Raw genomic sequence first — 21,053 nt, forward strand, 5'->3', positions numbered from 1 at the left:
TGTAGAATATAAAAGTATTAAAGTCAGAACACGTAAGCAGGAAGTTTTGAAGGAGGAACATATACATGGCCGAGTTTGCAAAGATTAAAGTAATTGGTGTTGGCGGCGGCGGGAATAATGCCGTTAATCGCATGATAGAAAGCGGTCTGCAGGGTGTTGAATTTATTTCCGTGAATACGGAAAACCAGGTATTGGAAGTATCGCAAGCCGACGAGAAGGTTCAAATCGGTGAAAAGCTGACACGCGGACTCGGTGCCGGTGCAAATCCTCAAAAGGGAGAGCAGGCGGCGCTGGAAAGCAAAGAAGATATTATGAAGGCTCTCCAAGGCGCGGACATGGTGTTCGTAACGGCCGGCATGGGCGGCGGCACCGGTACGGGAGCGGCTCCGGTCGTTGCCGAATGTGCCAAGGAAATGGGAGCGCTCACTGTTGCCGTCGTAACCAAGCCCTTCGCCTTTGAAGGCAAACGCCGTAAGGAACAGGCCGAAAAAGGCGCAGCATATTTGAAAGAAAAAGTAGATACGATTATTACGATTCAAAACGATAAATTATTGCAGATTATCGACAAAAAGACGCCCCTCAATGATGCCTTCAAAGTCGCCGACGACATTCTCCGGCAAGGCGTACAGGGGATTTCCGATCTTATTACGACGACCGGTCTGATTAATCTTGATTTCGCCGACGTACGCACGATTATGGAAGATCAGGGCGAAGCGATTATGGGGATCGGTGTGGCAAGCGGCGAAAACCGCGCTATAGAAGCTGTTGAAAGCGCGATCAAGAGCCCCTTGCTGGAGACGGGAATTGACGGCGCTCAAAGCATCCTACTGAATGTAACGGGCGGTCCGGATATCAGCCTGTACGAAATTAATGAGGCTGCAGAAAAGGTATCGGAAGCGGTAGCTCCCGATGCAAATATCATCTTCGGCTCCGTTATTGACCCGGACATGAAAGATTCCATTCGCATTACCGTTGTAGCGACAGGCTTCGGTAAAGACGCATCCGCCGTGCCTTCCTTCGGCAGGGGCGCAGGCGCATCCGAAAGCAGAGATACCGGTGCCGTTGAAATACCGGCGTGGATGAGATAATAAGAAAATCTGAAAAAGCGGATCCGCAGCGGACCCGCTTTTTTTAAAACGGATATGTAAGGAGGGGGAGAGTATGCGTTGCCCTTTTTGTAAACATGAAGATACAAAGGTAACCGATTCGCGTGCCACCGATGACGGCCGCGCCATTCGGCGCCGTCGTGAATGCCAGGCCTGTGCACGGCGGTTTACGACGTATGAAATGGTGGAGGAAGTGCCGCTCTATGTCATTAAAAAAGACGGCAGCCGGCAGCTTTTTGACAGGAACAAGATATTAAACGGTCTTCTGCGGGCCTGCAATAAGCGCCGCGTCACGCGGCAACAGCTCGACGACATCGTCCTCAAAGTGGAACGGAACATACGTAATACGCTGGCCCAGGAGGTGCCGAGCGTGAAAATCGGTGAAATGGTTTTGAGTGAGCTTAAAACCATTGATGCGGTCGCTTATATTCGCTTCGCTTCCGTCTATCGGCAGTTTGCCGACTTGGACAGCTTTATGTCGGAGCTGAAGCATTTAATGGGAAATGAAAAGAGTGAGTAGGTCTTAGCGCGGGAAGGAGGTGCCGGCGACGGAACGGTATATCGATAATTTTCTGAACGAACGGCTGCCGCAGCTGCGCATTGCCGTTATCGGCGATGTCATGGTCGATCGGTATATATACGGCAAGGTGGAACGCATTTCTCCGGAGGCGCCCGTACCGATTAATAAAGTGGACACCGTGAAGTCCGTACTGGGCGGTGCCGCCAATGTGGCGGCCAATTTGGCGCACCTCGATTGCCGTGTTTTTTTGGCGGGCCTTGTAGGGGAAGACGACAACGGAGAGCTCTTTAAAGACCTTCTCCGGGATGCGGCCATTACCGGTGACGGACTCATCAGCCGTCCCGGACATGCGACGACGACGAAACTGCGCGTCCTCGGCGCGCGCCAACAAATGGTACGTCTCGACTTTGAAGAGATTACGCCCTTTACGGAGGCGGAGCGGGCACGTTTGGCCGCCTGGCTGGACGGGAAAATTGTTGCCGGCCTGGACGGCATCGTCCTTTCCGATTACAACAAGGGCGTCTTTGCGGCCGAAGTGGCGGAACTCGTCATCAAGGCGGCCCGAAAGGCGTCCGTTCCCGTTCTCGTCGATCCGAAGGGAAACGATTGGTCCAAGTATAACGGTGCCGATTTTGTGACGCCTAATATGAAAGAATTGTCGCAGGGTGCGGGCTATGAAGTTCCCAACGAGGGTGAAGCCGTCGTCAAGGCGGCCATGGCTCTGCATGAGACATACGATTTTGCAAACCTCATGGTTACGCGCTCCGAAATGGGCATTACTTTGGTCAGCAGAGACGGCAAGGTGTGGAACAATCCGGCGGCGGCGCAGGAAGTCTTTGACGTGTCCGGCGCGGGCGATACGGTAGCGGCGGCTTTTATAGCGGCTGTCGGCGGCAAGCTTTCCATCCGGGCGGCCCTCAACATGGCCAACGCCGCGGCGAGTATTGTCGTCGCCAAGGTGGGCACGTACCCCGTCCATCGAAGCGAGCTGCAGCGGCTTTGGTCGACATGGCAGCCGGCTCATAAAGGTCCCTATCAGCCTTTGACTGCAGCAGCTATGACCGAAAAGGTGCGTGCCTGGCAGGAGAAGGGCGAGACTGTCGTTTTTACGAACGGCTGCTTTGATATTCTGCACCGTGGACATGTTCTCTATTTACAGCAGGCTGCCGCGTTGGGACGCCGCCTCATTATCGGCCTCAATTCCGATGCGTCCTGTCGGCGCCTGAAAGGGGAGACACGTCCCATTGTCGCGCAGGAAGACAGAGCTCTTCTGCTCAGCGCTTTGGCTTGCGTCGATGACGTGGTCATCTTTGACGAAGATACGCCTGAAGAGCTGCTCGAAAAACTCCGTCCGGATATTCTCGTCAAGGGCGGTGACTACAAGGCGGAAGACGTCATCGGCCGGGAGTTCGCGGAGCGTGTGGAAATCATTCGTTTTGAAGAAGGTTACTCGACGACGGGGCTTATAAATAAAATTGCCCATTTAACAAAGGCGGGAAAATTATGAAAATTGTAACAGGCGGTGCCGGCTTTATCGGCAGTAATATTGTTAAAAAATTAAATGAACGCGGCATTGACGATATTATCGTCATTGATGATTTGACGGACGGCCGCAAATGCCGCAACCTGCAGGGCCTCGATTTTTTCGATTACATCGACTACGAAGATTTTGCCGGCGAAATGGCGGACGGTTCCTTTGATTACGGGACCATTGACGTGATCTTCCACGAAGGCGCCTGCTCCGACACGATGAATTACGACGGCCGTTATATGATGAAAAACAATTATGAAGGAAGCAAGAATATCCTTCATTATTGTATGGAACGAAAGATTCCTTTCTTATACGCTTCGTCCGCTTCGACCTACGGCAGCGGCAAAAACGGGTTCCGTGAAGAACCTGCATGCGAAGAAGCGCTCAATCCTTATGCGTACTCAAAGCTCCAATTCGACCGCTATGTACGCCGCATGCTCCCTTTTTCGCAGGGACAGGTGGCGGGTTTTCGTTATTTCAATGTCTTCGGCCCGCAGGAAAATCACAAGGACCGCATGGCATCCCTCATTTTCCAAAAATACCGTGAACTGCGGGAAAAGGGAAAGATCACTCTCTTCGAGGGCACGGCGGGATATGAAAACGGCGGGCAGATCCGCGACTTCATTTACGTCAACGACGTGGTGAACGTGCTCTTCTACTTCTGGGAACATCCCGAATTGTCGGGGATTTACAACTGCGGTACCGGCAAGGGCCACACGTTTAATGAATTTGTAAGCGGCATTATCGGTTACTGCGGCAAGGGGAGCGTCGAGTACGTGCCCTTCCCGGAAATCCTTAAAGGCAAGTATCAGAGTTATACGACGGCGGACACGACGAAACTCATGGCTGCAGGCTACGATAAAGGGTTTACGCCTCTTGAAGAAGCCGTTAAGGAATACTGCGGAATTCTTGCAAAAAACGGCGGGTATTACGCCTGATGAAGGCCGTCTTTTTCGACCGTGACGGCGTGCTTAACGAAGACAGGGGCTATGTGTTCGAACGGGAAGAGTTTGTCTGGACGGACGGTGCCAAAGAGGCTCTTGCCGACCTGACGCAGGCGGGATACGCCCTTTTTGTCGTCACCAACCAGAGCGGTGTCGCCCGCGGCTATTATACGGAAGCGGACGTGCGCAGTCTGCACGCCTGGATGACGGCCGAAGCGCGACGCGCCGGCGGCGACATAAAGGCCGTCTATTACTGTCCCTACTTGGAAGGGGCGCCCGTAGCGGCCTATGACAGGAAGAGCTCGTGGCGCAAGCCCGGGCCGGGAATGATCTTGCAGGCCATGGCCGATTATGACATTGATAAACGGGAATCTTTTTTAATCGGCGACAGTCCGCGCGATATGGAAGCCGCCGAACGGGCCGGCATAGACGGTTATTTATTTACAGGCGGTTCGCTGCAGGTTTTTGTCAACCGTATTATAGAGGAGAGAAGGCGGCGTGGAGGCTTATAAAAGTATACTGATCATCAAGATGAGCTCTCTCGGCGACGTGCTCCATGCTTTGCCGACGCTCTGCGCGCTGCGGCAAAACCTGCCTTACGCCCGTATTGTCTGGGCGGTGCATGAAAAGTTTGCCGCCCTCTTGCCGGGCAAGCCTTATATTGATGAAGTCGTGTATATCGATAAAAAGCGTTTGAAAAGTCCGACGTATATTTGTGAACTGCGCCGACGCTTTAAGCCCTATCATTTCGACTTGTCCGTCGACTTGCAGGGACTGGCCAAGAGTGCGATCGTCGCCTTTGCAGGCGGCGCAAAGCGCAAGGTGGGCTATTGGGAAATGCGGGAAGGCAGCTTTCTCGTCAGCAAGGGCCTTGCGGGAGCGCATAAAAAAGACCATGTCATCGAACGTTATCTTGATGTCGTGCGCTGCTTGGGCGGCAAGGCGGAGGCGCTTGAATTTCCCCTGGCATCTGTTGAAGACGAACGGCTGCGTATGAGCAAGCGCTTGAAAGAAAAGACGGGCGGCAAACCGTATGTGGCCGTTGTACCCGGTACGCGCGGTGCCGTCAAGGAATGGCCTCTTGCATATTGGCGGGACTTGGTGTGCCGCATTACGAACACGGGCGTGTACGCGGTCATTCTGGGCAGCACCGATGATGTACCCAAGGGTGCGGCTATTGCGTCGCTTCCGTCGCCGGACAGGGTTGTCGATCTTACGGGGCAGACGACGCTGAAAGAGCTGACGGCGGTCATTGCCGATGCGAGTCTTTTCATCAGTGTCGATACGGGGCCGCTGCATTTGGCCAATGCCCTGAAAAAAGAGCTTATCGCCCTCTATGGCCCGTCCAGCCCGGACAGGACCGGTCCGTACGGCGGTAAAGACGCTTCTTATATTCATATTCTCATTTCGCCCGCATCGAAGGCGACCGTCGACACGCCTCTTCTCGACGATCCGGACTGTATGGCCCGATTGACGGTAGACTCGGTGTGGAACGTATATACGTCTCTTATGGAGAAGAAAGACCGTGATTAACTTACGAAATAAACGGATTATGGTCACTTTTTTGATGCACTTGGGCGACCTTATTTTGATTACTCCTTTTTTGCAGGTCCTGCGGCGCTATGCATACGGCTCGGAGATTACGCTGGCCGTCGATAAAAAGGTTGCCGATGCGGTACGCTATAATCCGAACATAGACAGACTCATAGAAATTGACAAAAAGGGGACCGACAATTCCGTCGGCGCTCTTTGGCGTATCGGCAGAAGCTTGCATAAAGAGGGCTGTGATGTCCTCATCAATCTCCATCCTAACGAACGGACGTCCTTTTTGGCAACCGTCGTCGGTGCCCGCGAATTTGTGGGTATGAGCCATTTCCTGTTTCGGCCCTTTATGGACAAGTACGTTCGTCTGGACCGGGCACACCTTCATGCGGCGGACATGTATATGGACGTGTTGAAGCGCCTCGGCCTCGAGGATTTGCGCAACGAGGGGCTGCAGTTTTTCACTTCGCCCGAATGGGACAAAAAGGCGGCATCCTTCTATACGGCTGCAGGCGTGTCGGAAGAGGATAAGCTCATCGGCTTCAATATCGGCAGTGCCGTGCCGCAAAAGCGGTGGCCGCCCAAGCGGTTTGCCGCTGTTGCCGATTATTTCGCCCTGCAGGGATATAAGTGCGTCTTCTTCGGCGGCCCTACGGATAAGGAGATGGTATATGATGCCGTTTCTCTCATGGAGTCACAGGCCGTGGTGGCAACGGGAAAGTTTTCCGTCGGCGAACTGGCTGCCGCCGTCAGACGTTGCAGGCTTTTTATTACGAACGACAGCGGCCCCATGCACGTCGCCGTCAGTCAGGACGTACCTCTTGTTGCCCTTTACGGGCCGAGCAATCCGAAATTTTACGGCCCTTATACGAAAAAAGCAATCGTCCTCGAATCGACGGATGAATATGTGACGGGCAAGAGCATGAAAAAAATCATTCGCGAAGGCAGGTACAGGGGCATATCCGTCATTACAACGCAACACGTTATTGAGGCCGCTGAAACAATGTTGTGTCAATATCGGTAATTGAAGTTTTTGGAAGAATACCGTATAATAAAGGCGCCACCACTGTATAGTATGGCAGAGGAATTTCTTTCGGAGGTGCAGAATTATGAAGAAGATAATTACGGCAGCACTGATGGCTGCGCTTGTTTCGGCCGGTGCTATGGTGTATGCGGCAGGAACACCTGTTCAGAATCGTCAGGAAGGCGACTTGAAGGTCGATCTCAACTACGGCTTCAATCAGAAGATGGGACATCATGACGCAAAGAGCCAATTTTCCGGCGGTGATATAACGTATGCGCTCAACGACAAAGTAGATATTCAATATGACAACAACAACACAAAAATCGACGGCGGCAGCGCTAAAGTAAATGAGCATGCCGTGAGAGCCATTTATCATATTAACCCGTATATCTCCGCTTTCGGCGGCGCAACTCGCGTCGATGTGAAGAACGGTTACCGGGATCATTACTATGGCGGCCAGGTCGGCTTGGAAGGACAGGTTCCCATTGCCAATAAAGTGACGGGCTTCGGCTCCGTCGGTATCGGCGATGACGTCAACACCTATGAAATCGGCGTGGGCTACAACTTCACCGATAACCTTGATGCGCATATCAAATACCGCCGCGACGATGTGGACGTCAACAATTATGACGATGATGTCAAAGGCTGGCAGGTCGGCGTAGGGTACAAATTCTAAGACGGAGCAAAAGAACGGCAGGACGGAAAAGAGAGCTGTGAGGCTCTCTTTTTGTATAGCGGGAAACATCGGGGCGTAAGTTTTGAATCGGTATTGTTTCGACAGAAAAGAGCCGTTATTTTTAATAAAACAATGTGATATAATAAATAAACACGTGCTGTGGTTGAAAGTCGATGCCAGTCGCAGGCGAAGCGATCCACGTAAGGAACCTGATACGGTTCCGATCATAGTGCGGCCTAGAGGTAAGACCTGCCGCGAAAAGCGAGAGAAGCAGTAGTGGGGGACAATTGTCTATGAGCGAACCTTCCGGCAGGCGGGTGTGGGGGTAAAAACCAGGTCAGACGTGTAATCAGAAAAGAACTGCTTCGGCAGTTCTTTTTTGCGCAACCGCGACAGTAAGCCGTTTTTTGTTTGACGAACAGTTGCCGGTATAGTAAAATAGTAACGTCTTTATAATAAATTGCCGGGAAGGCGCAAGAGGTTTCATATGGTCGAAGAAATATGCGGAGCGGAAGCGGATTTGCAGCAAAGTCCCTTGGACAGGTATATCGGATTTGCCGTTCACGAAGCTGACGAAAAAAAGGTGCGGCTGCGCTTTTTTAATGAAAGCCACGGTTGGGACAATCCGAACGGAACCACGTGCGGCGGTATTTTTTATACCATGGCCGCATCGGCTATGAAAAAAGCCTGCCTCATGAAGGGGAAACGGGTACACTTGTCGGATATGGCGGTTAACCACCTTCGCCCGGGCTTTGCCGACATGTGCATTACGGTGGAGGCCGAGGTAATTCACGACGGACGCACAACCATGCTCGCGCTCTGCGACTTTTACGACGATAAGGGAAAATATCTGGCTCACGGCAAGGGCACTTTTCTCGTAAAGCCGACAGGTGAAGGAGAGGCGGACTGATGGAACGGAAGCAGTTGACGCCGCCCGAAAAAGCCGCTCTTCTAAAGGCATGCAGGGAAATATACGAAATGACGCCCTATTTTCGGCACATCCCCTACGAAATCACAGATGCGGACGCCGGCCGGATAAGTGCGGCGTTTCGTATGGAACCGTACTTTTGTGACGGTGACGGCATCGTATCACCCGGTATTTTAACCGCCTTTTGTGATACCCTGATGGGATATTCCTGCCGCACCTTGGGTTACGGTGTTACGACATTGGAAATTAATATGAATTATGTGCGCCCCGCTCGGGCGGGAGAACGGCTGCGCGGCACGGGAAGCGCCGTTCGTGCAGGTAATGAGACCGTAGTGACGGAGGCCGTCATTACCGGTGAAGACGGAGAGGTTGTCGTCAAAGGACGGGCATCCTTCTATGTTTTACGAAAACCGAATGAATAAGAGTCTTTAGAAACGGAAGGTTGGGCAGCGACATGGATTTTGCGTATAACGAGGAACAACGAGAGATTATCAGAGTCGTACGGGATTTGGTGGAAAAGGAGATCAAGCCCTACGCCTTGGAAATGGATGAAACGGAGACGCTTCGCGAAGGTCTTTTGGACAAGTTGGCCGCTCAGGGGCTGCTCGGTGTTGCTATTCCCGAAGAATTCGGCGGTGCCGGCCTAGACGCCGTGACCATTGCCGCTTTATATGAAGAGCTGGGCAAGGGGTGTGCCGGCGTGGCGACGACGGTTGCGGCTAATGCGCTTGCGTCGTACCCTGTTATTATTGCCGGCAACGACGACCAGAAAAAACGCTACTTTGATATTATAAATAAAGATAACCTGGCCGCCTTCGCCCTGACCGAACCGGGCACGGGTTCCGACGCGGGCTCCGTTTCCACACAGGCTCGCAAGACCGATGACGGCAAGGGCTATATCTTAAACGGCACGAAGTGCTTTATTACGAACGGCGCGTTGGCGGAAGTGTTCGTCGTCTTTGCGAACACGCGCAAGGGCGGCGGCGTACGCGGCCTGACGGCTTTTATCGTGCGCAAGGGTACGCCGGGCTTTACGGTCGGCAAGGCGGAAAATAAGATGGGCATTCGCGCGTCCAATACGACGGAACTCATCTTTCAGGACTGCTACGTGCCTATGGAAAACCGCCTCGGCCGGGAAGGCCAGGGCTTCCGCATCGCCATGAACACGCTCGACGCGGCTCGTCCTTTCGTCGGCTCCGTATCCGTCGGCATTGCCGAAGCGGCCTTTCGCGCCTGCACGGAATATGCGAAGGTACGCGTCCAGTTCGACAAGCCCATCGCTTCCTTCCAAATGGTACAGGCCATGATTGCCGATATGGCCATGAAGATTGAAGGAGCGCGCCTTCTCGTACAGCGTGCGTGCTGGATGAAGGATCAGGGCATGGAATTCAGCCGTGAAGCGGCCATTGCCAAGTGCAACGCATCCGACGTGGCCATGCAGGTCACGACCGACGCCGTGCAGGTTATGGGCGGTTACGGCTACATTAAAGAGTACCCCGTAGAAAAATACATGCGTGATGCGAAAATCATGCAGATTTACGAAGGCACGAACCAAATTCAGCGCCTCGTTATTGCCAATAAGACGCTCTATTGATATAATAAACGATCATAAAGCAGCAATGAGAAAGACAGCATATGACGACATGTCGTGTACAGGAAAGGGCAGCGCCGATTGAGAATGTCCCGCGACAGGTCATGTGATTCCCTTTCGAGCTCCGCGCTGAACTTACAGTAGGTGCGGCGGGTCTTCCCGTTACAGGAGATACGAGAATGAATTAGGGTGGTACCGCGAGACCTTCGCCCCTTTTGGGGGTGGAGGTTTTCCGTTTTTAAGGAGGAAAATTCATGATTAACGATAAAATCGAGGCTATTAAAGCGGCCGTACAGGTACAACTGCAGCAAAGCGGCGTCGTCCGGGACGTACAGGATATACGCGTCAAGTACTTGGGAAAAAAAGGGGAACTTACGTCCGTTATGAAGGAACTGAAGGACCTGCCTCCCGAAGAACGGCCGCAAGTAGGACAACTGGTCAACGCCGCGCGCGGCGTCATTGAGGAGGCCGTGAAAGAAAAGCTGGAAGAGCTGAAGTCTCAGGCCATGGCCGCTAAAATCGAGGCGGAAAAAATCGACATCACGCTGCCGGGCAGACGGCCGAACGTAGGCCACGATCATCCGCTCCACCGGACGCGGCGCCTCATGGAACAAGCTTTCCTGCGCATGGGCTTTTCTCTTGTGGAAGGGCCGGAAATCGAAGAAGATTACTATAACTTCCAATGTCTCAACTTCCCGGACGATCATCCGGCACGGGATATGCAGGATTCCATGTATATTACGGAAAAAATCCTCCTCCGCACGCATACGTCGCCTATGCAGGCGCGCATTTTGCAGGCACACGAGCCGAATGAACCGGTCAAGATGATTGTTCCCGGCAAAGTATACCGCTGGGACTACGATGCCACGCATTCGCCGGTTTTTCACCAGATGGAAGGGCTCATTGTGGATGAGCACATTCGTTTTTCCGATTTGAAAGGACTTCTGGAAAATTTCCTGAAAGAAATCTTCGGACCCCGGACGAAGGTGCGCTTCCGGGCCAGCTTCTTCCCCTTCACGGAACCGAGCGCGGAAGTCGATATTTCCTGCGTCATGTGCGGCGGTGAAGGCTGCCGTGTCTGCTCGCATACGGGCTGGCTGGAAATTCTCGGCTGCGGCATGGTACATCCGAACGTGCTTCGTCTGAACGGCTACGATCCGGACAAGGTCAGCGGCTTCGCCTTCGGTATGGGCGTCGAACGAATTGCCATGCTGAAATACGGCATTGACGACCTGCGCCTCTTCTATGAAGACGACATGCGTTTCTTAAATCAGTTCTAGGAGGTACGGAAGATGAAGAGCTCATTACAATGGATGGAAGACTATGTGGAAATAGATAAAACCCGCACGGCTCAGGAATTTGCGGACGTACTCACCGTTGCGGGCATTCCCGTGGAACAGGTGAAATACTGGGGCGGCGACATTAAAAACGTCCTGACCGGCAAGATTACGAAAATCGTGCCTCATCCCAATGCGGACAAGCTCGTCATTTGCACGCTCAATATGGGCGATCGCGAGCTTACCGTCGTGACGGGCGCGACAAACGTGCGGGAAGGGCAAATCGTCCCCGTCGCCGTCCACAGCGCAAAACTGCCCGGCGGCGTGACGATCAAAAAGTCGAAGCTCCGCGGCGAGGTTTCGGAAGGCATGCTCTGCTCGGCACACGAGCTCGGCCTCGACGACAGCCTGCTCTTGCCGGAAGAACGGGACGGTATTTGGATATTGCCGGACGACATGCCCCTCGGCGTCGATGCGGTCGAAGCGACGGGACTGCGCGATACGGTTTATGAATTTGAACTGACACCGAACCGGGCGGACTGCTTCAGCATGGTCGGCCTCAGCCGTGAATTTGCCGTCCTCAGCCGAAAGGAAGCACACGTGCCGAAGGTGCGCGTAGAAGAAGACGGCGCGCCCATTGCGGGAAGATTGGAGGTTTCCGTTGAGGATGCGGAGCTGTGCGGCCGCTATGCGGCACGTCTCCTTTTCAACGTGAAGGTGGGAAAATCCCCCTTTTGGATGCAGCAGCGCCTGCGCAAAGCCGGTGTCCGTCCCATCAATAACGTAGTCGACGTGACGAATTATGTCATGATCGAATTCGGCATTCCCCTCCATGCGTACGATTATGACAAGCTCGCCGGGCACAAGCTCGTTGCCCGCCGTGCCGGGAAAGGCGAAGTGCTCAAGACCCTGGACGGCGTGGAACGGAAGCTGACGGAAAACATGCTCGTCATTGCCGATGCCGAAAAGGCGGCCTGCGTTGCCGGCGTTATGGGCGGTCTCGATTCGGAAGTGACGGAGCGGACGACGACGGTTGTTCTCGAATGCGCGTCCTTTAAAGGCTCGAGCATCCGCAAGACGGGACGCACTCTCGGTTTGCGTTCGGAAGCGTCGGCACGCTTTGAACGGGGCCTTGACGCGGAAGGCTGCGTCCACTCCCTCGACCGGGCGGCACAGATCCTGCAGAAAACGGGTGCCTGCCAAGTCGCTGCCGGCGTCATCGACGAATATGTGCGGCCTCAGGAAATACGGTACATTAACTTCACGGCCGAACAGGTAAACGATTTCCTCGGCACGGACATTGCGGAAAAGGAAATGCTCTCCATCTTGGCAACCCTCGGCTTTAAGACGGAAGTCAAAGGGGAAGTCGTCACGGCGACAGTTCCGTCATGGCGTATAGACTGCACGGAAATGCCGGACATTGCCGAAGAAGTGGCCCGTATTTACGGCTATGAACGCATTGAATCGACGTGCCCCCTGTGCGGCGTTTCGGAAGGGCAGGAAGGACTGCCTCATGCGGTGCGCGAATATATTTCGGCCATCCTCAACAAGGCGGGCCTCAACGAAACGGTGACCTTCAGCTTTATGAATGCCGGCTCCCTGCGCAAGCTGCGTTTTGCGGAGGGCGATTCTCTCTATCGGGCCGTGCCTATTTTGAACCCCATTACGGAAGAATTTCCCCTCATGCGGACGACGCTGTTGCCGTCTCTCATGGACGTGCTCGTACGCAATCAGGCCGTAAAGAACGAAGCCGTTGCGGCCTATGAAATTGCGACGACCTATCATCCGAAGTCCCTGCCCGTAACGGAACTTCCCGATGAAGAAACGGAAATTACGGGCCTTCTTTGGGGCGAACGGCACAGCGCAAGCTGGCCCTATACGGCGGAGAAATACGACTTCTATGACGTGAAGGGCATCGTCGAAACGGTTTTGGAAGCTATCGGCATAACGGCGGAACTGCGTCCGTCGGCGTACGCGCCCCTCCATCCCGGCAAGGCGGCGGAATACGTAAAAGACGGCAAAATCCTCTGCCGCTTCGGCGAACTCCATCCGGAAGCAGTGGAAAACTATGACGTAACGGGGCCCGTATACGTTTTTGAAATGTATTTGAAGAACCTCATGCCCCTCATCAACCTCATTCCCAACTACCGAAAGGTAGGAAAATTCCCGGCCCTCACTCGCGACTTGGCCATCATCGTGCCCATCGAAGCGAGAAACAAGGACATTCTCGACATTATAAGGGAAAAGGGCGGTTCGAACCTTGAAGGCGTACACCTTTTCGATCTCTACGCAGGTAAGCAGGTCCCGAGAGGCCGCAAGAGCCTTGCCTACGCCCTCGTCTTCCGCTCCGCAACGGGTACACTCACGGACGACGATATCCAAAAGCCCATCGCCGACATCTTGGCCGAGCTGGAAACAAGACTGGGCGCCAAACTGCGGTAAGAAACAAGAAAATACATAAACACGTAAGAGAAAAAGAGCAAGTTCCGAACAAAAGGAAACTTGCTCTTTTTGTATGCGGTTGACAAAAAGACGTTAATTATAAGTATGATTTTAATGTGCTAATAAATATGAATAAATATATTAAATACCTACAAAAGGAGGTGATTATATGGATAATGATGAAAAAGTATCGCCGCAAGAATTTGAACGCCAAGTTTTCTTGCTTGAGCAAATTAAAATTGTCGTATGCAGTATTGATAATGTGCCAAAGTATGGGTTTCGGCGAGGATTGCCGGACACTAAGACAGTTACCGTATTGCGGAAAAGAATAGAGACGGCATTAGGTCCTGGTATTAAATTTACAATTGTACTAGGAGGAGGCATTGTTGATCCGCATGGCGGTATGAAACTCGGGACAATTCGAGAGAGTTATGTATGAGATCTATAAAAATTATAATATAATACATAATTAAATTTATCTTGACCTAGTTTTTAGCTATATCATATTCATATGTTTAAGCACTAAAAATTTGCCCGACGCTAGTTTATGTCGGGCTCTTTTTTATGGATGATAAAAGGTGAATTTAAAGAACGACGTCAATCCCAAGGTTGTGATTTTTAATTTAAGGAGAAATGATTATTGAATTTATAAAAAATATGGGTACCATTGACTTCATCCCTCCACTGTTGCTATCTTATACATAGCCTATCATGGCGAGCAGAGGAGGAATGAATTATGTCGAAGGTTACGGGCAGTGAGTTTTCGGGGCGGCGGTTTCGGATTGATGATTTTGCAAAGGCCGGTGATGTAGCGACGCGGACGACCGTGTACGGTACGGATTCTACTTCCGGTGTTGTTTGGCGACTGAAGCCGGGACAGGAAATCGTTCCGCATTTACATAACATGTCGGATGACGTTTGGATTTGTATTCAGGGAAACGGTGTGTTCTACCCGGAAAAAGGGGAGGAGCGGCCCATTGAAAAAGGAGACATTGTCGTGTCTCCCAAAGGTATCTGTCACGGCATGCGCAATACGGGGACGGAGGATTTTATATTTGTCGGCATATTGGCTCCCGTGCCGTCGGACTACGTTGCCTTGAAATAAGCGGCCCGTCGGATGCAAACTCGGATTTTGCAAAACTTGTAAAATCGTATATAATACAAACAGAGATAGCAAGCGTTTCCTGACGTCAGGATCGTCTCTAACATAATATGTTTGTGAAGGCGGCCTGGCGCTACGGCGTTAGGCTGTTTTGCATGGTGGTCCTACTTGGACGCCATGAAAGCGGATTTACCTTTACATGGCCTTATGGGTAGTGTATAATGAGCAGTGTCACACGAGTACCGGGTGCGTCGAATACTCCGACGGGCACGCAGTACTTAGTGAATTTTTCGGTTTTCACAGGAGGAAATGAATAATGTTAAGTGTAGAAGAAAAGAAGGCTCTCGTTGCCAAATTTGGTGCCAACGAACAGGATACGGGCTCTCCGGAAGTGCAGATCGCGCTCCTTACGAGCCGTATTATTTATTTGACGGAACATCTTCGCAGCCACAAAAAGGACCATGCGTCCCGTCGCGGCTTGTTGAAATTGGTCGGTCAGCGCCGTAACTTACTCGCATATTTGCAAAAACATGATTTGGGACGTTACCGTGCTATTCTCGAAAAACTCAATTTGCGTAAATAATTCACGAAATGAGGCTGATGTATAGACACATCAGCCTTTTTTTAGGTATACCTGCATTAAGGAGGAGACGGAATGGAAGAAAAGAAATTCCAAATGGATTTTGCCGGCCGGCCGCTGACGATTGAAGTGGGCAAGTTGGCCAAGCAGTCAAGCGGCGCCGCTCTGGTGCGCTACGGCGATACGGCCGTGTTCGTATCGGCTACGGGTTCGAAGGAAGCAAGGGAAGACGCGGACTTTTTCCCGCTCACCGTGGATTATGAGGAAAAATTATATTCTGTCGGGAAAATTCCCGGCGGGTTCATCAAGCGCGAAGGCAAGCCGCCCGAATCGGCAACCCTCTTTGCGCGCCTTATTGACCGTCCCATTCGGCCGCTCTTCCCGAAGACCTATCGCCATGACGTTCATGTTGTAGCCTATGATTTCTGCGTGGATCACGACAATGCGCCGGAAATCGCCGCCATGATCGGCGCGTCCGTTTCTCTTTGCATGTCTCATATTCCCTTTGCCGGCCCGATTGCCGGCGTCCGCGTCGGCCGCGTAGACGGCAAGCTCGTTATCAACCCGACGGTGGCGCAGAGCGAAGCGAGCGACATGGATATTGTCGTAGCCGGCACGAAGGAGGCCGTCCTCATGGTAGAAGGCGGTGCCAAGGAAATTCCGGAAGCGGATATTCTCGACGCCATCATGGTTGCACACGAAGAAATTCGCAAGGTCGTTGAATTCCAGTTGTCCTTCCTCGACGAAATCAGCGTGCCCAAGCAGGAATTTGTTGAAAAGGAACCGCCTGCGGACATTGTGGCAGCCGTTCATGCATACGGTGAAGCGCGCATGAAGGAAGCCGTCTTTGAAGCGGATAAGCTCGTGCGCGAAGAAAAAATGGACGCCGTCGATGCGGACATTTACGAACACTTCGCCGATATTTATCCGGACAATCAGGCCGACGTAGCCGCCATTACACAGAAGATGATCAAAGAAATCGTCCGCCGGATGATTGCAGTTGACAAGATTCGTCCCGACGGCCGTAAGGTCAATGAAGTACGTCCCGTCGCCTGCGAAGTGGGTCTCTTCAAGCGTACGCACGGTACAGGGCTCTTCACGCGCGGCCAGACGCAGGTATTGAGCTTTGCAACCCTTGCACCCTTGTCGGAAGCGCAGCATATCGACGGCGTCAGCCTGGAAACGGAACGGCGCTACATGCACCACTACAATTTCCCCTCCTTCAGCGTCGGCGAAACGCGCTCTTCCCGCGGTCCGGGCCGCCGTGAAATCGGTCACGGCAAATTGGCCGAACGGGCACTCACTCAAGTTTTGCCCGAAGAAGAAGCTTTCCCCTACGCAATTCGCGTCGTCTCGGAAGTGCTCGAATCGAACGGCTCCAGCTCCATGGCCAGTGTCTGTGGCAGCACTCTTGCCCTGATGGACGCGGGCGTTCCCATTAAGGCTCCCGTTGCGGGCGTTGCCATGGGCCTTGTTACGAAGGACGACGATTTTACGATTTTGACGGATATACAGGGCATGGAAGACGCTCTCGGCGACATGGACTTCAAGGTTGCCGGCACGGCAAAGGGCGTCACGGCTATTCAGATGGATATCAAGATCAAGGGCCTGAGCCGGGAAATTCTCGATACGGCCCTCAAGCAGGCACACGAAGGCCGCCTCCACATCATGGACAAGATGATGGCTGCCATCAGTGAGCCGCGTCCGGAGCTTTCGCCATATGCACCGCGTATTATTACGCTGCATATCGATCCCGACAAGATTCGCGATGTCATCGGGCCGGGCGGCAAGATGATCAAGCAGATTACGGAAGAAACGGGTACGAAGATCGATATTGACGACAGCGGTCTCGTATACATCGCCTCCGTCGACGGCGAAGGCGGCGTAAAAGCAAAAGAATGGATAGAACATCTGACAAAAGATGTGGAAGTGGGTGAAACGTACCTCGGCAAGGTTACACGCCTCATGAGCTTCGGCGCTTTCGTTGAAGTGCTGCCCGGGAAGGAAGGGCTCGTCCACATTTCCCAGCTCGCCTTGGAACGGGTGGAAAAGGTGGAAGATGTCGTAAACGTAGGCGACGAAATCATGGTCAAGTGCGTTGAAATCGACAATCAGGGACGCGTCAATCTGTCGCGCAAGGCACTTCTCGGCGGCGGTGACGACGGCGGCAGGGGCCGCGGCCGCGGCGGCCGTAACGACAGACGGAGATAGGCCATGAAGCAGCGCGGATTTGAAATTGTTACGGCTTATGCGAATAAGGGAATTACCCTGCCGCAGCGGAAGACGAAGGCCAGCGCCGGCTACGATTTGGAAGCGGCGGCAGCCGTTGATTTGGTGCCTCATGCCGTTACCGTCGTGCCGACGGGTCTCAAGGCGTATATGGGAGAAGATGAATACCTGTCGATCTTTATCCGTTCCGGCCTGGCTTTTAAGAAAGGTCTTATGCTGGCTAACAGTACGGGTATCATCGACAGCGATTACTACAATAATCCCGATAACGAAGGCCATATCATGATTGCCTACTACAATACGGCCGATACGGCCTATCATGTGGAAAAAGGTGAACGCATCGGCCAGGGGATTTTTCAGAAATACTTGACCGTCGACGCCGACGAGGCGGACGGAATCCGTACGGGCGGCATCGGCAGTACGGGGAAATAGGATGGCGAAAAAAGGTACTCTACAGTATAATACTGGTATGAGTGCCTTTTTTTATTGAGGGGAGAGACAAGATGAGCATCAGCACGGAAAAAATGATTGACCGCCGCGAAATTATGAACGGCCATATACTCCATGTCACTGTCGATACGGTACGCATTAACGATACGGAACGGACGTCGACGCGCGAGGTGGTGTGGCACAAGGGTGCCTGTGCGATTTTGCCGCTGACCGCTGAGGGCAAGCTTATTCTCGTGCGGCAGTACCGTTACGCGCCGGATGAAGTCATGCTGGAAATACCGGCAGGGAAAATTGATGCGGACGGGGAAAGTCCCGACGTCTGCGCGGCACGGGAGCTCGAAGAGGAAGCGGGCGTGACGGGAGAGCTCATACCTCTCGGTTACAACTATACATCGCCGGGATTTTGCAATGAGCGGATCTACCTGTATTTGGCAAAGAATTTAAAAAAGGGAACGCAGCATCTCGACGAAGATGAATTTATGAATGTCGAAACGTATACGCCGCAGGAAGTGGAAGCGATGATAGACGACAATGTCATCGTCGATGCCAAGACGATCGCCTGCTTTCAAAAGGCGCGTAAATATTTGCCCGGCTTATAGGAAAGAGAGGAGGCGGCACAATGAGATTCAAACGGATTATCGTCATCGTCATGGACAGTGTCGGCGCCGGCAGCGCGCCTGACGCGGCAGCTTTCGGAGACGCGGGGGCGGATACGCTCGGCCATATAGACGGAGCCGTATCGGGCGGTCTGCGCCTGCCCAATTTGCGCCGCCTCGGCTTGGGCGAGGCCGCTCATATTCATGCCGTTCCGACGGATGTCGTCGGCTCATACGGCAGGATGCGGGAAATTTCGGCCGGCAAGGACACGACGAGCGGCCATTGGGAGTTCATGGGCAATCCCGTGGAGAATCCCTTCCCCGTATTTCCGGAAGCTTTCCCGCAGGAGCTTATGCAGGCTTTTACGGCGAAAACGGGATACGGTTATTTAGGAAATGAAGTGGCCTCGGGGACGGAGATCATCGAGCGGCTGGGACCGGAACACATACGCACGAAGCTGCCCGTCGTCTACACGTCGGCAGACAGCGTCTTTCAGATCGCCGCCCATACGGACGTCCTTCCCTTGGAGGAACTCTACCGTATCTGCGAGATTACGCGCAGGGAAGTCTGCGTCGGTACGTACGAGGTGGGACGGATTATTGCACGGCCCTTCATCGGCACACCGGGGCATTTTGTACGTACGGGTGACCGCAAGGATTACAGCCGCATGCCGAAGCGGAAGATGGTCTTTTCGTACTTGAAGGAAAGGGGCCTTGACGTCGTCGGCATCGGTAAGATCGGCGACATATATGCCCGCATCGGCCTGACCGAAAGCTGTCATACGGCCGATAATGCCGAAGATATGGCGATGCTGATGAAGCAGCTTGCCGTTCATCGTGACGGGGATGGTCTGATCATGGCGAATTTCGTCGACTTCGACAGTATGTACGGCCACCGCCGCGACCCGCAGGGATATGCGCGGTGCCTGGAGGATTTCGACAGGATGCTGGGCGGGCTGTTGGAAGAATTGCAGGCCGATGAGCTCCTCATGATCACGGCCGACCACGGCAACGACCCGACGGCAAAGGGGTCGGACCATACGCGTGAAGAGGTGCCTCTTCTGGTATACAGCCCGGGCCTCCACGAAAGCATTGATCTGGGCACGCGGTCAACCTATGCCGATCTGGGACAGACGATAATGGATAATTTTGATGCAGGGCGGCTTGCTTTCGGCAGGTCCTTTTTACCGGAACTCAGGTGATATGATGTGGCCCGTTGATTGTATAGAAGCAAAGAGAGACGGTAAGGTTTTACCGGCTGAAGCGATTTTTCGTTTTATCAATGATTATACGTGCGGCCGTATTGCCGACTACCAGGCGGCAGCATGGCTCATGGCCGTTTATCTGCGGGGGATGAACGATGCGGAAACGGCGGCCCTTACGCGGGCTATGGCCGAGTCGGGAGACACGGTAGATTTGTCGCCTGTCGGCGGGATCAAGGTGGACAAACACAGTACCGGCGGCATTGCCGATACGACGACACTCGTCGTGGCTCCTCTTGTTGCGGCGGCAGGCGTGAAGGTCGCCAAGATGAGCGGCCGCGGCCTCGGTTTTACGGGCGGCACGATAGACAAGCTCGAATCGATTCCGGGCTTCCGCACGGTTCTCGGCAAGGATGAATTTTTTCGACAGGTAAACGACCTCGGCATAGCCGTTATCGGCCAGTCGGCGGATCTGGCGCCGGCGGACAAGCTGCTGTACGCTCTGCGCGATGCGACGGGAACGATCGAAAGCATCCCCCTCATCGCCGCATCCATCATGAGCAAGAAGCTCGCTGCCGGGGCGGATGCCATCATCCTCGACGTGAAATACGGTGACGGCGCCTTCATGAAGACGGTTGAGAAGGCAAAGGAACTGGCGCAGACGATGGTCCGGATAGGCAAGGCGGCGGGGCGGCCGACGATAGCCGTCATTACGTCGATGAACGCGCCTCTCGGCATGGCAATCGGCAACAGCCTCGAGGTGGATGAAGCCGTGGCGGCGCTGTCCGGCAGGGGCGGCAGACGGCTCATGGAAGTCGTGCCGGAGATTGGGGCACAGATGCTTATGGCGGCGGGAAAAGCGGCCTCCGTCACTGCCGGGAAGACCGTTTTGGACCGCCTTGTCAAAAACGGCGCCGGACTTGAGAAATTCCGCCGATTCGTGGCGGCTCAAGGCGGCGATACGGCATGGATCGGCGTGCATCCGTTGACACGGGCCGAAAAAATACATACCGTGCGGGCCGAAGCGAGCGGGTATATTACGGCCGTTCAGGGCGGAGAAATGGGCCGTATCGCCATGGAGAGCGGTGCCGGCAGGGCAAGGAAGGAAGACACCGTCGACCGTCATGTCGGTATAGCGCTGCATAAAGAATTGTATGATTCCGTAGCGGCAGGCGAGCCGCTTTGTACGCTATATCTTAAAGAGAACGCCGACGGGGATGTCTTGGGCAGACGCTGCCTTGCCTGCTTTGAAACGGCGGACGAGCTGCCGCCGGAGCGGGAGCCGGTCGTAGCGGCAGTCATTACGGAATGAT

At 53.6% G+C, this 21,053-nt stretch carries 21 protein-coding genes; all 21 read left to right on the forward strand.

The genetic code is table 11. The features are described from left to right. The first annotated feature begins 65 nt into the window (after positions 1–65). The 21 genes from ftsZ (at position 66) to BQ2674_RS02020 (ending at position 21,052) form a co-directional block, all read left to right on the forward strand. Positions 66–1,088: a cell division protein FtsZ gene (gene ftsZ, locus BQ2674_RS01920; RefSeq protein ID WP_075572185.1), complete on the forward strand. Its 1,023-nt coding sequence runs from the start codon at positions 66–68 to the stop codon at positions 1,086–1,088. 73 nt (positions 1,089–1,161) lie between these two features. Beyond that, a complete protein-coding gene (nrdR, locus tag BQ2674_RS01925) occupies positions 1,162–1,626 on the forward strand; it encodes a transcriptional regulator NrdR (protein WP_075572186.1) in 465 nt (154 codons plus the stop codon). Positions 1,627–1,645: 19 nt separating this feature from the next. Then, on the forward strand, positions 1,646–3,133 hold the full coding sequence (rfaE1, locus tag BQ2674_RS01930; protein WP_075572187.1) for a D-glycero-beta-D-manno-heptose-7-phosphate kinase: 1,488 nt from the start codon (positions 1,646–1,648) through the stop codon (positions 3,131–3,133). Further along, positions 3,130–4,095: an ADP-glyceromanno-heptose 6-epimerase gene (gene rfaD, locus BQ2674_RS01935; protein ID WP_075572188.1), complete on the forward strand. Its 966-nt coding sequence runs from the start codon at positions 3,130–3,132 to the stop codon at positions 4,093–4,095. Before rfaE1 ends, rfaD begins: the two co-directional genes overlap by 4 nt. Next, positions 4,092–4,613, forward strand: a complete 522-nt coding sequence (locus BQ2674_RS01940) for a D-glycero-alpha-D-manno-heptose-1,7-bisphosphate 7-phosphatase (RefSeq protein ID WP_075572189.1) — start codon at positions 4,092–4,094, stop codon at positions 4,611–4,613. Before rfaD ends, BQ2674_RS01940 begins: the two co-directional genes overlap by 4 nt. Beyond that, positions 4,600–5,634, forward strand: coding sequence for a glycosyltransferase family 9 protein (locus tag BQ2674_RS01945; protein WP_075572190.1), 1,035 nt, complete (start codon positions 4,600–4,602; stop codon positions 5,632–5,634). The genes BQ2674_RS01940 and BQ2674_RS01945 overlap by 14 nt, the downstream gene beginning before the upstream one ends. Continuing rightward, the gene (locus BQ2674_RS01950; RefSeq protein ID WP_187364825.1) at positions 5,630–6,667 is read left to right on the forward strand and encodes a glycosyltransferase family 9 protein; all 1,038 of its coding nucleotides are present in this window, start codon (positions 5,630–5,632) and stop codon (positions 6,665–6,667) included. Before BQ2674_RS01945 ends, BQ2674_RS01950 begins: the two co-directional genes overlap by 5 nt. A gap of 85 nt (positions 6,668–6,752) precedes the next feature. Then, positions 6,753–7,343: an outer membrane beta-barrel protein gene (locus tag BQ2674_RS01955; protein WP_075572192.1), complete on the forward strand. Its 591-nt coding sequence runs from the start codon at positions 6,753–6,755 to the stop codon at positions 7,341–7,343. A gap of 487 nt (positions 7,344–7,830) precedes the next feature. After that, complete coding sequence (locus tag BQ2674_RS01960; RefSeq protein WP_075572193.1) at positions 7,831–8,253, forward strand: PaaI family thioesterase; 423 nt, start codon at positions 7,831–7,833, stop codon at positions 8,251–8,253. After that, entirely contained in the window at positions 8,253–8,693 is a 441-nt protein-coding gene (locus tag BQ2674_RS01965) for a PaaI family thioesterase (protein ID WP_083222286.1), read from the forward strand. The genes BQ2674_RS01960 and BQ2674_RS01965 overlap by 1 nt, the downstream gene beginning before the upstream one ends. A 32-nt stretch (positions 8,694–8,725) precedes the next feature. Further along, positions 8,726–9,865, forward strand: coding sequence for an acyl-CoA dehydrogenase family protein (locus tag BQ2674_RS01970; RefSeq protein WP_075572195.1), 1,140 nt, complete (start codon positions 8,726–8,728; stop codon positions 9,863–9,865). 251 nt (positions 9,866–10,116) lie between these two features. Continuing rightward, a complete protein-coding gene (gene pheS / locus BQ2674_RS01975) occupies positions 10,117–11,142 on the forward strand; it encodes a phenylalanine--tRNA ligase subunit alpha (protein ID WP_075572196.1) in 1,026 nt (341 codons plus the stop codon). Positions 11,143–11,154: 12 nt separating this feature from the next. Beyond that, entirely contained in the window at positions 11,155–13,581 is a 2,427-nt protein-coding gene (gene pheT / locus BQ2674_RS01980) for a phenylalanine--tRNA ligase subunit beta (protein ID WP_075572197.1), read from the forward strand. Between the two features lie 169 nt (positions 13,582–13,750). Further along, positions 13,751–14,020 carry a hypothetical protein gene (locus tag BQ2674_RS01985; RefSeq protein WP_075572198.1) on the forward strand — a complete coding sequence of 90 codons (270 nt, stop codon included), beginning with the start codon at positions 13,751–13,753 and terminating at the stop codon, positions 14,018–14,020. Positions 14,021–14,317: 297 nt separating this feature from the next. Continuing rightward, complete coding sequence (locus BQ2674_RS01990; protein WP_075572199.1) at positions 14,318–14,686, forward strand: cupin domain-containing protein; 369 nt, start codon at positions 14,318–14,320, stop codon at positions 14,684–14,686. 313 nt (positions 14,687–14,999) lie between these two features. Continuing rightward, positions 15,000–15,266, forward strand: coding sequence for a 30S ribosomal protein S15 (rpsO, locus tag BQ2674_RS01995; RefSeq protein WP_075572200.1), 267 nt, complete (start codon positions 15,000–15,002; stop codon positions 15,264–15,266). 72 nt (positions 15,267–15,338) lie between these two features. Continuing rightward, positions 15,339–17,474 (forward strand): polyribonucleotide nucleotidyltransferase, encoded by a 2,136-nt coding sequence (locus tag BQ2674_RS02000; RefSeq protein ID WP_075572201.1) that lies wholly within the window; start codon positions 15,339–15,341, stop codon positions 17,472–17,474. Positions 17,475–17,477: 3 nt separating this feature from the next. Then, entirely contained in the window at positions 17,478–17,924 is a 447-nt protein-coding gene (dut, locus tag BQ2674_RS02005; RefSeq protein WP_075572202.1) for a dUTP diphosphatase, read from the forward strand. A gap of 71 nt (positions 17,925–17,995) precedes the next feature. Further along, the gene (locus BQ2674_RS02010) at positions 17,996–18,541 is read left to right on the forward strand and encodes an NUDIX hydrolase (protein WP_075572203.1); all 546 of its coding nucleotides are present in this window, start codon (positions 17,996–17,998) and stop codon (positions 18,539–18,541) included. 20 nt (positions 18,542–18,561) lie between these two features. After that, positions 18,562–19,740 (forward strand): phosphopentomutase, encoded by a 1,179-nt coding sequence (locus BQ2674_RS02015; RefSeq protein WP_075572204.1) that lies wholly within the window; start codon positions 18,562–18,564, stop codon positions 19,738–19,740. Positions 19,741–19,744: 4 nt separating this feature from the next. Continuing rightward, entirely contained in the window at positions 19,745–21,052 is a 1,308-nt protein-coding gene (locus tag BQ2674_RS02020) for a thymidine phosphorylase (protein ID WP_075572205.1), read from the forward strand. Position 21,053: the final 1 nt, after the last annotated feature.

Origin of the sequence: Megasphaera coli (genome assembly GCF_900095855.1) — a bacterium.
In the GTDB taxonomy this organism is placed as follows: Bacteria; Bacillota; Negativicutes; order Veillonellales; family Megasphaeraceae; genus Megasphaera; species Megasphaera massiliensis_A.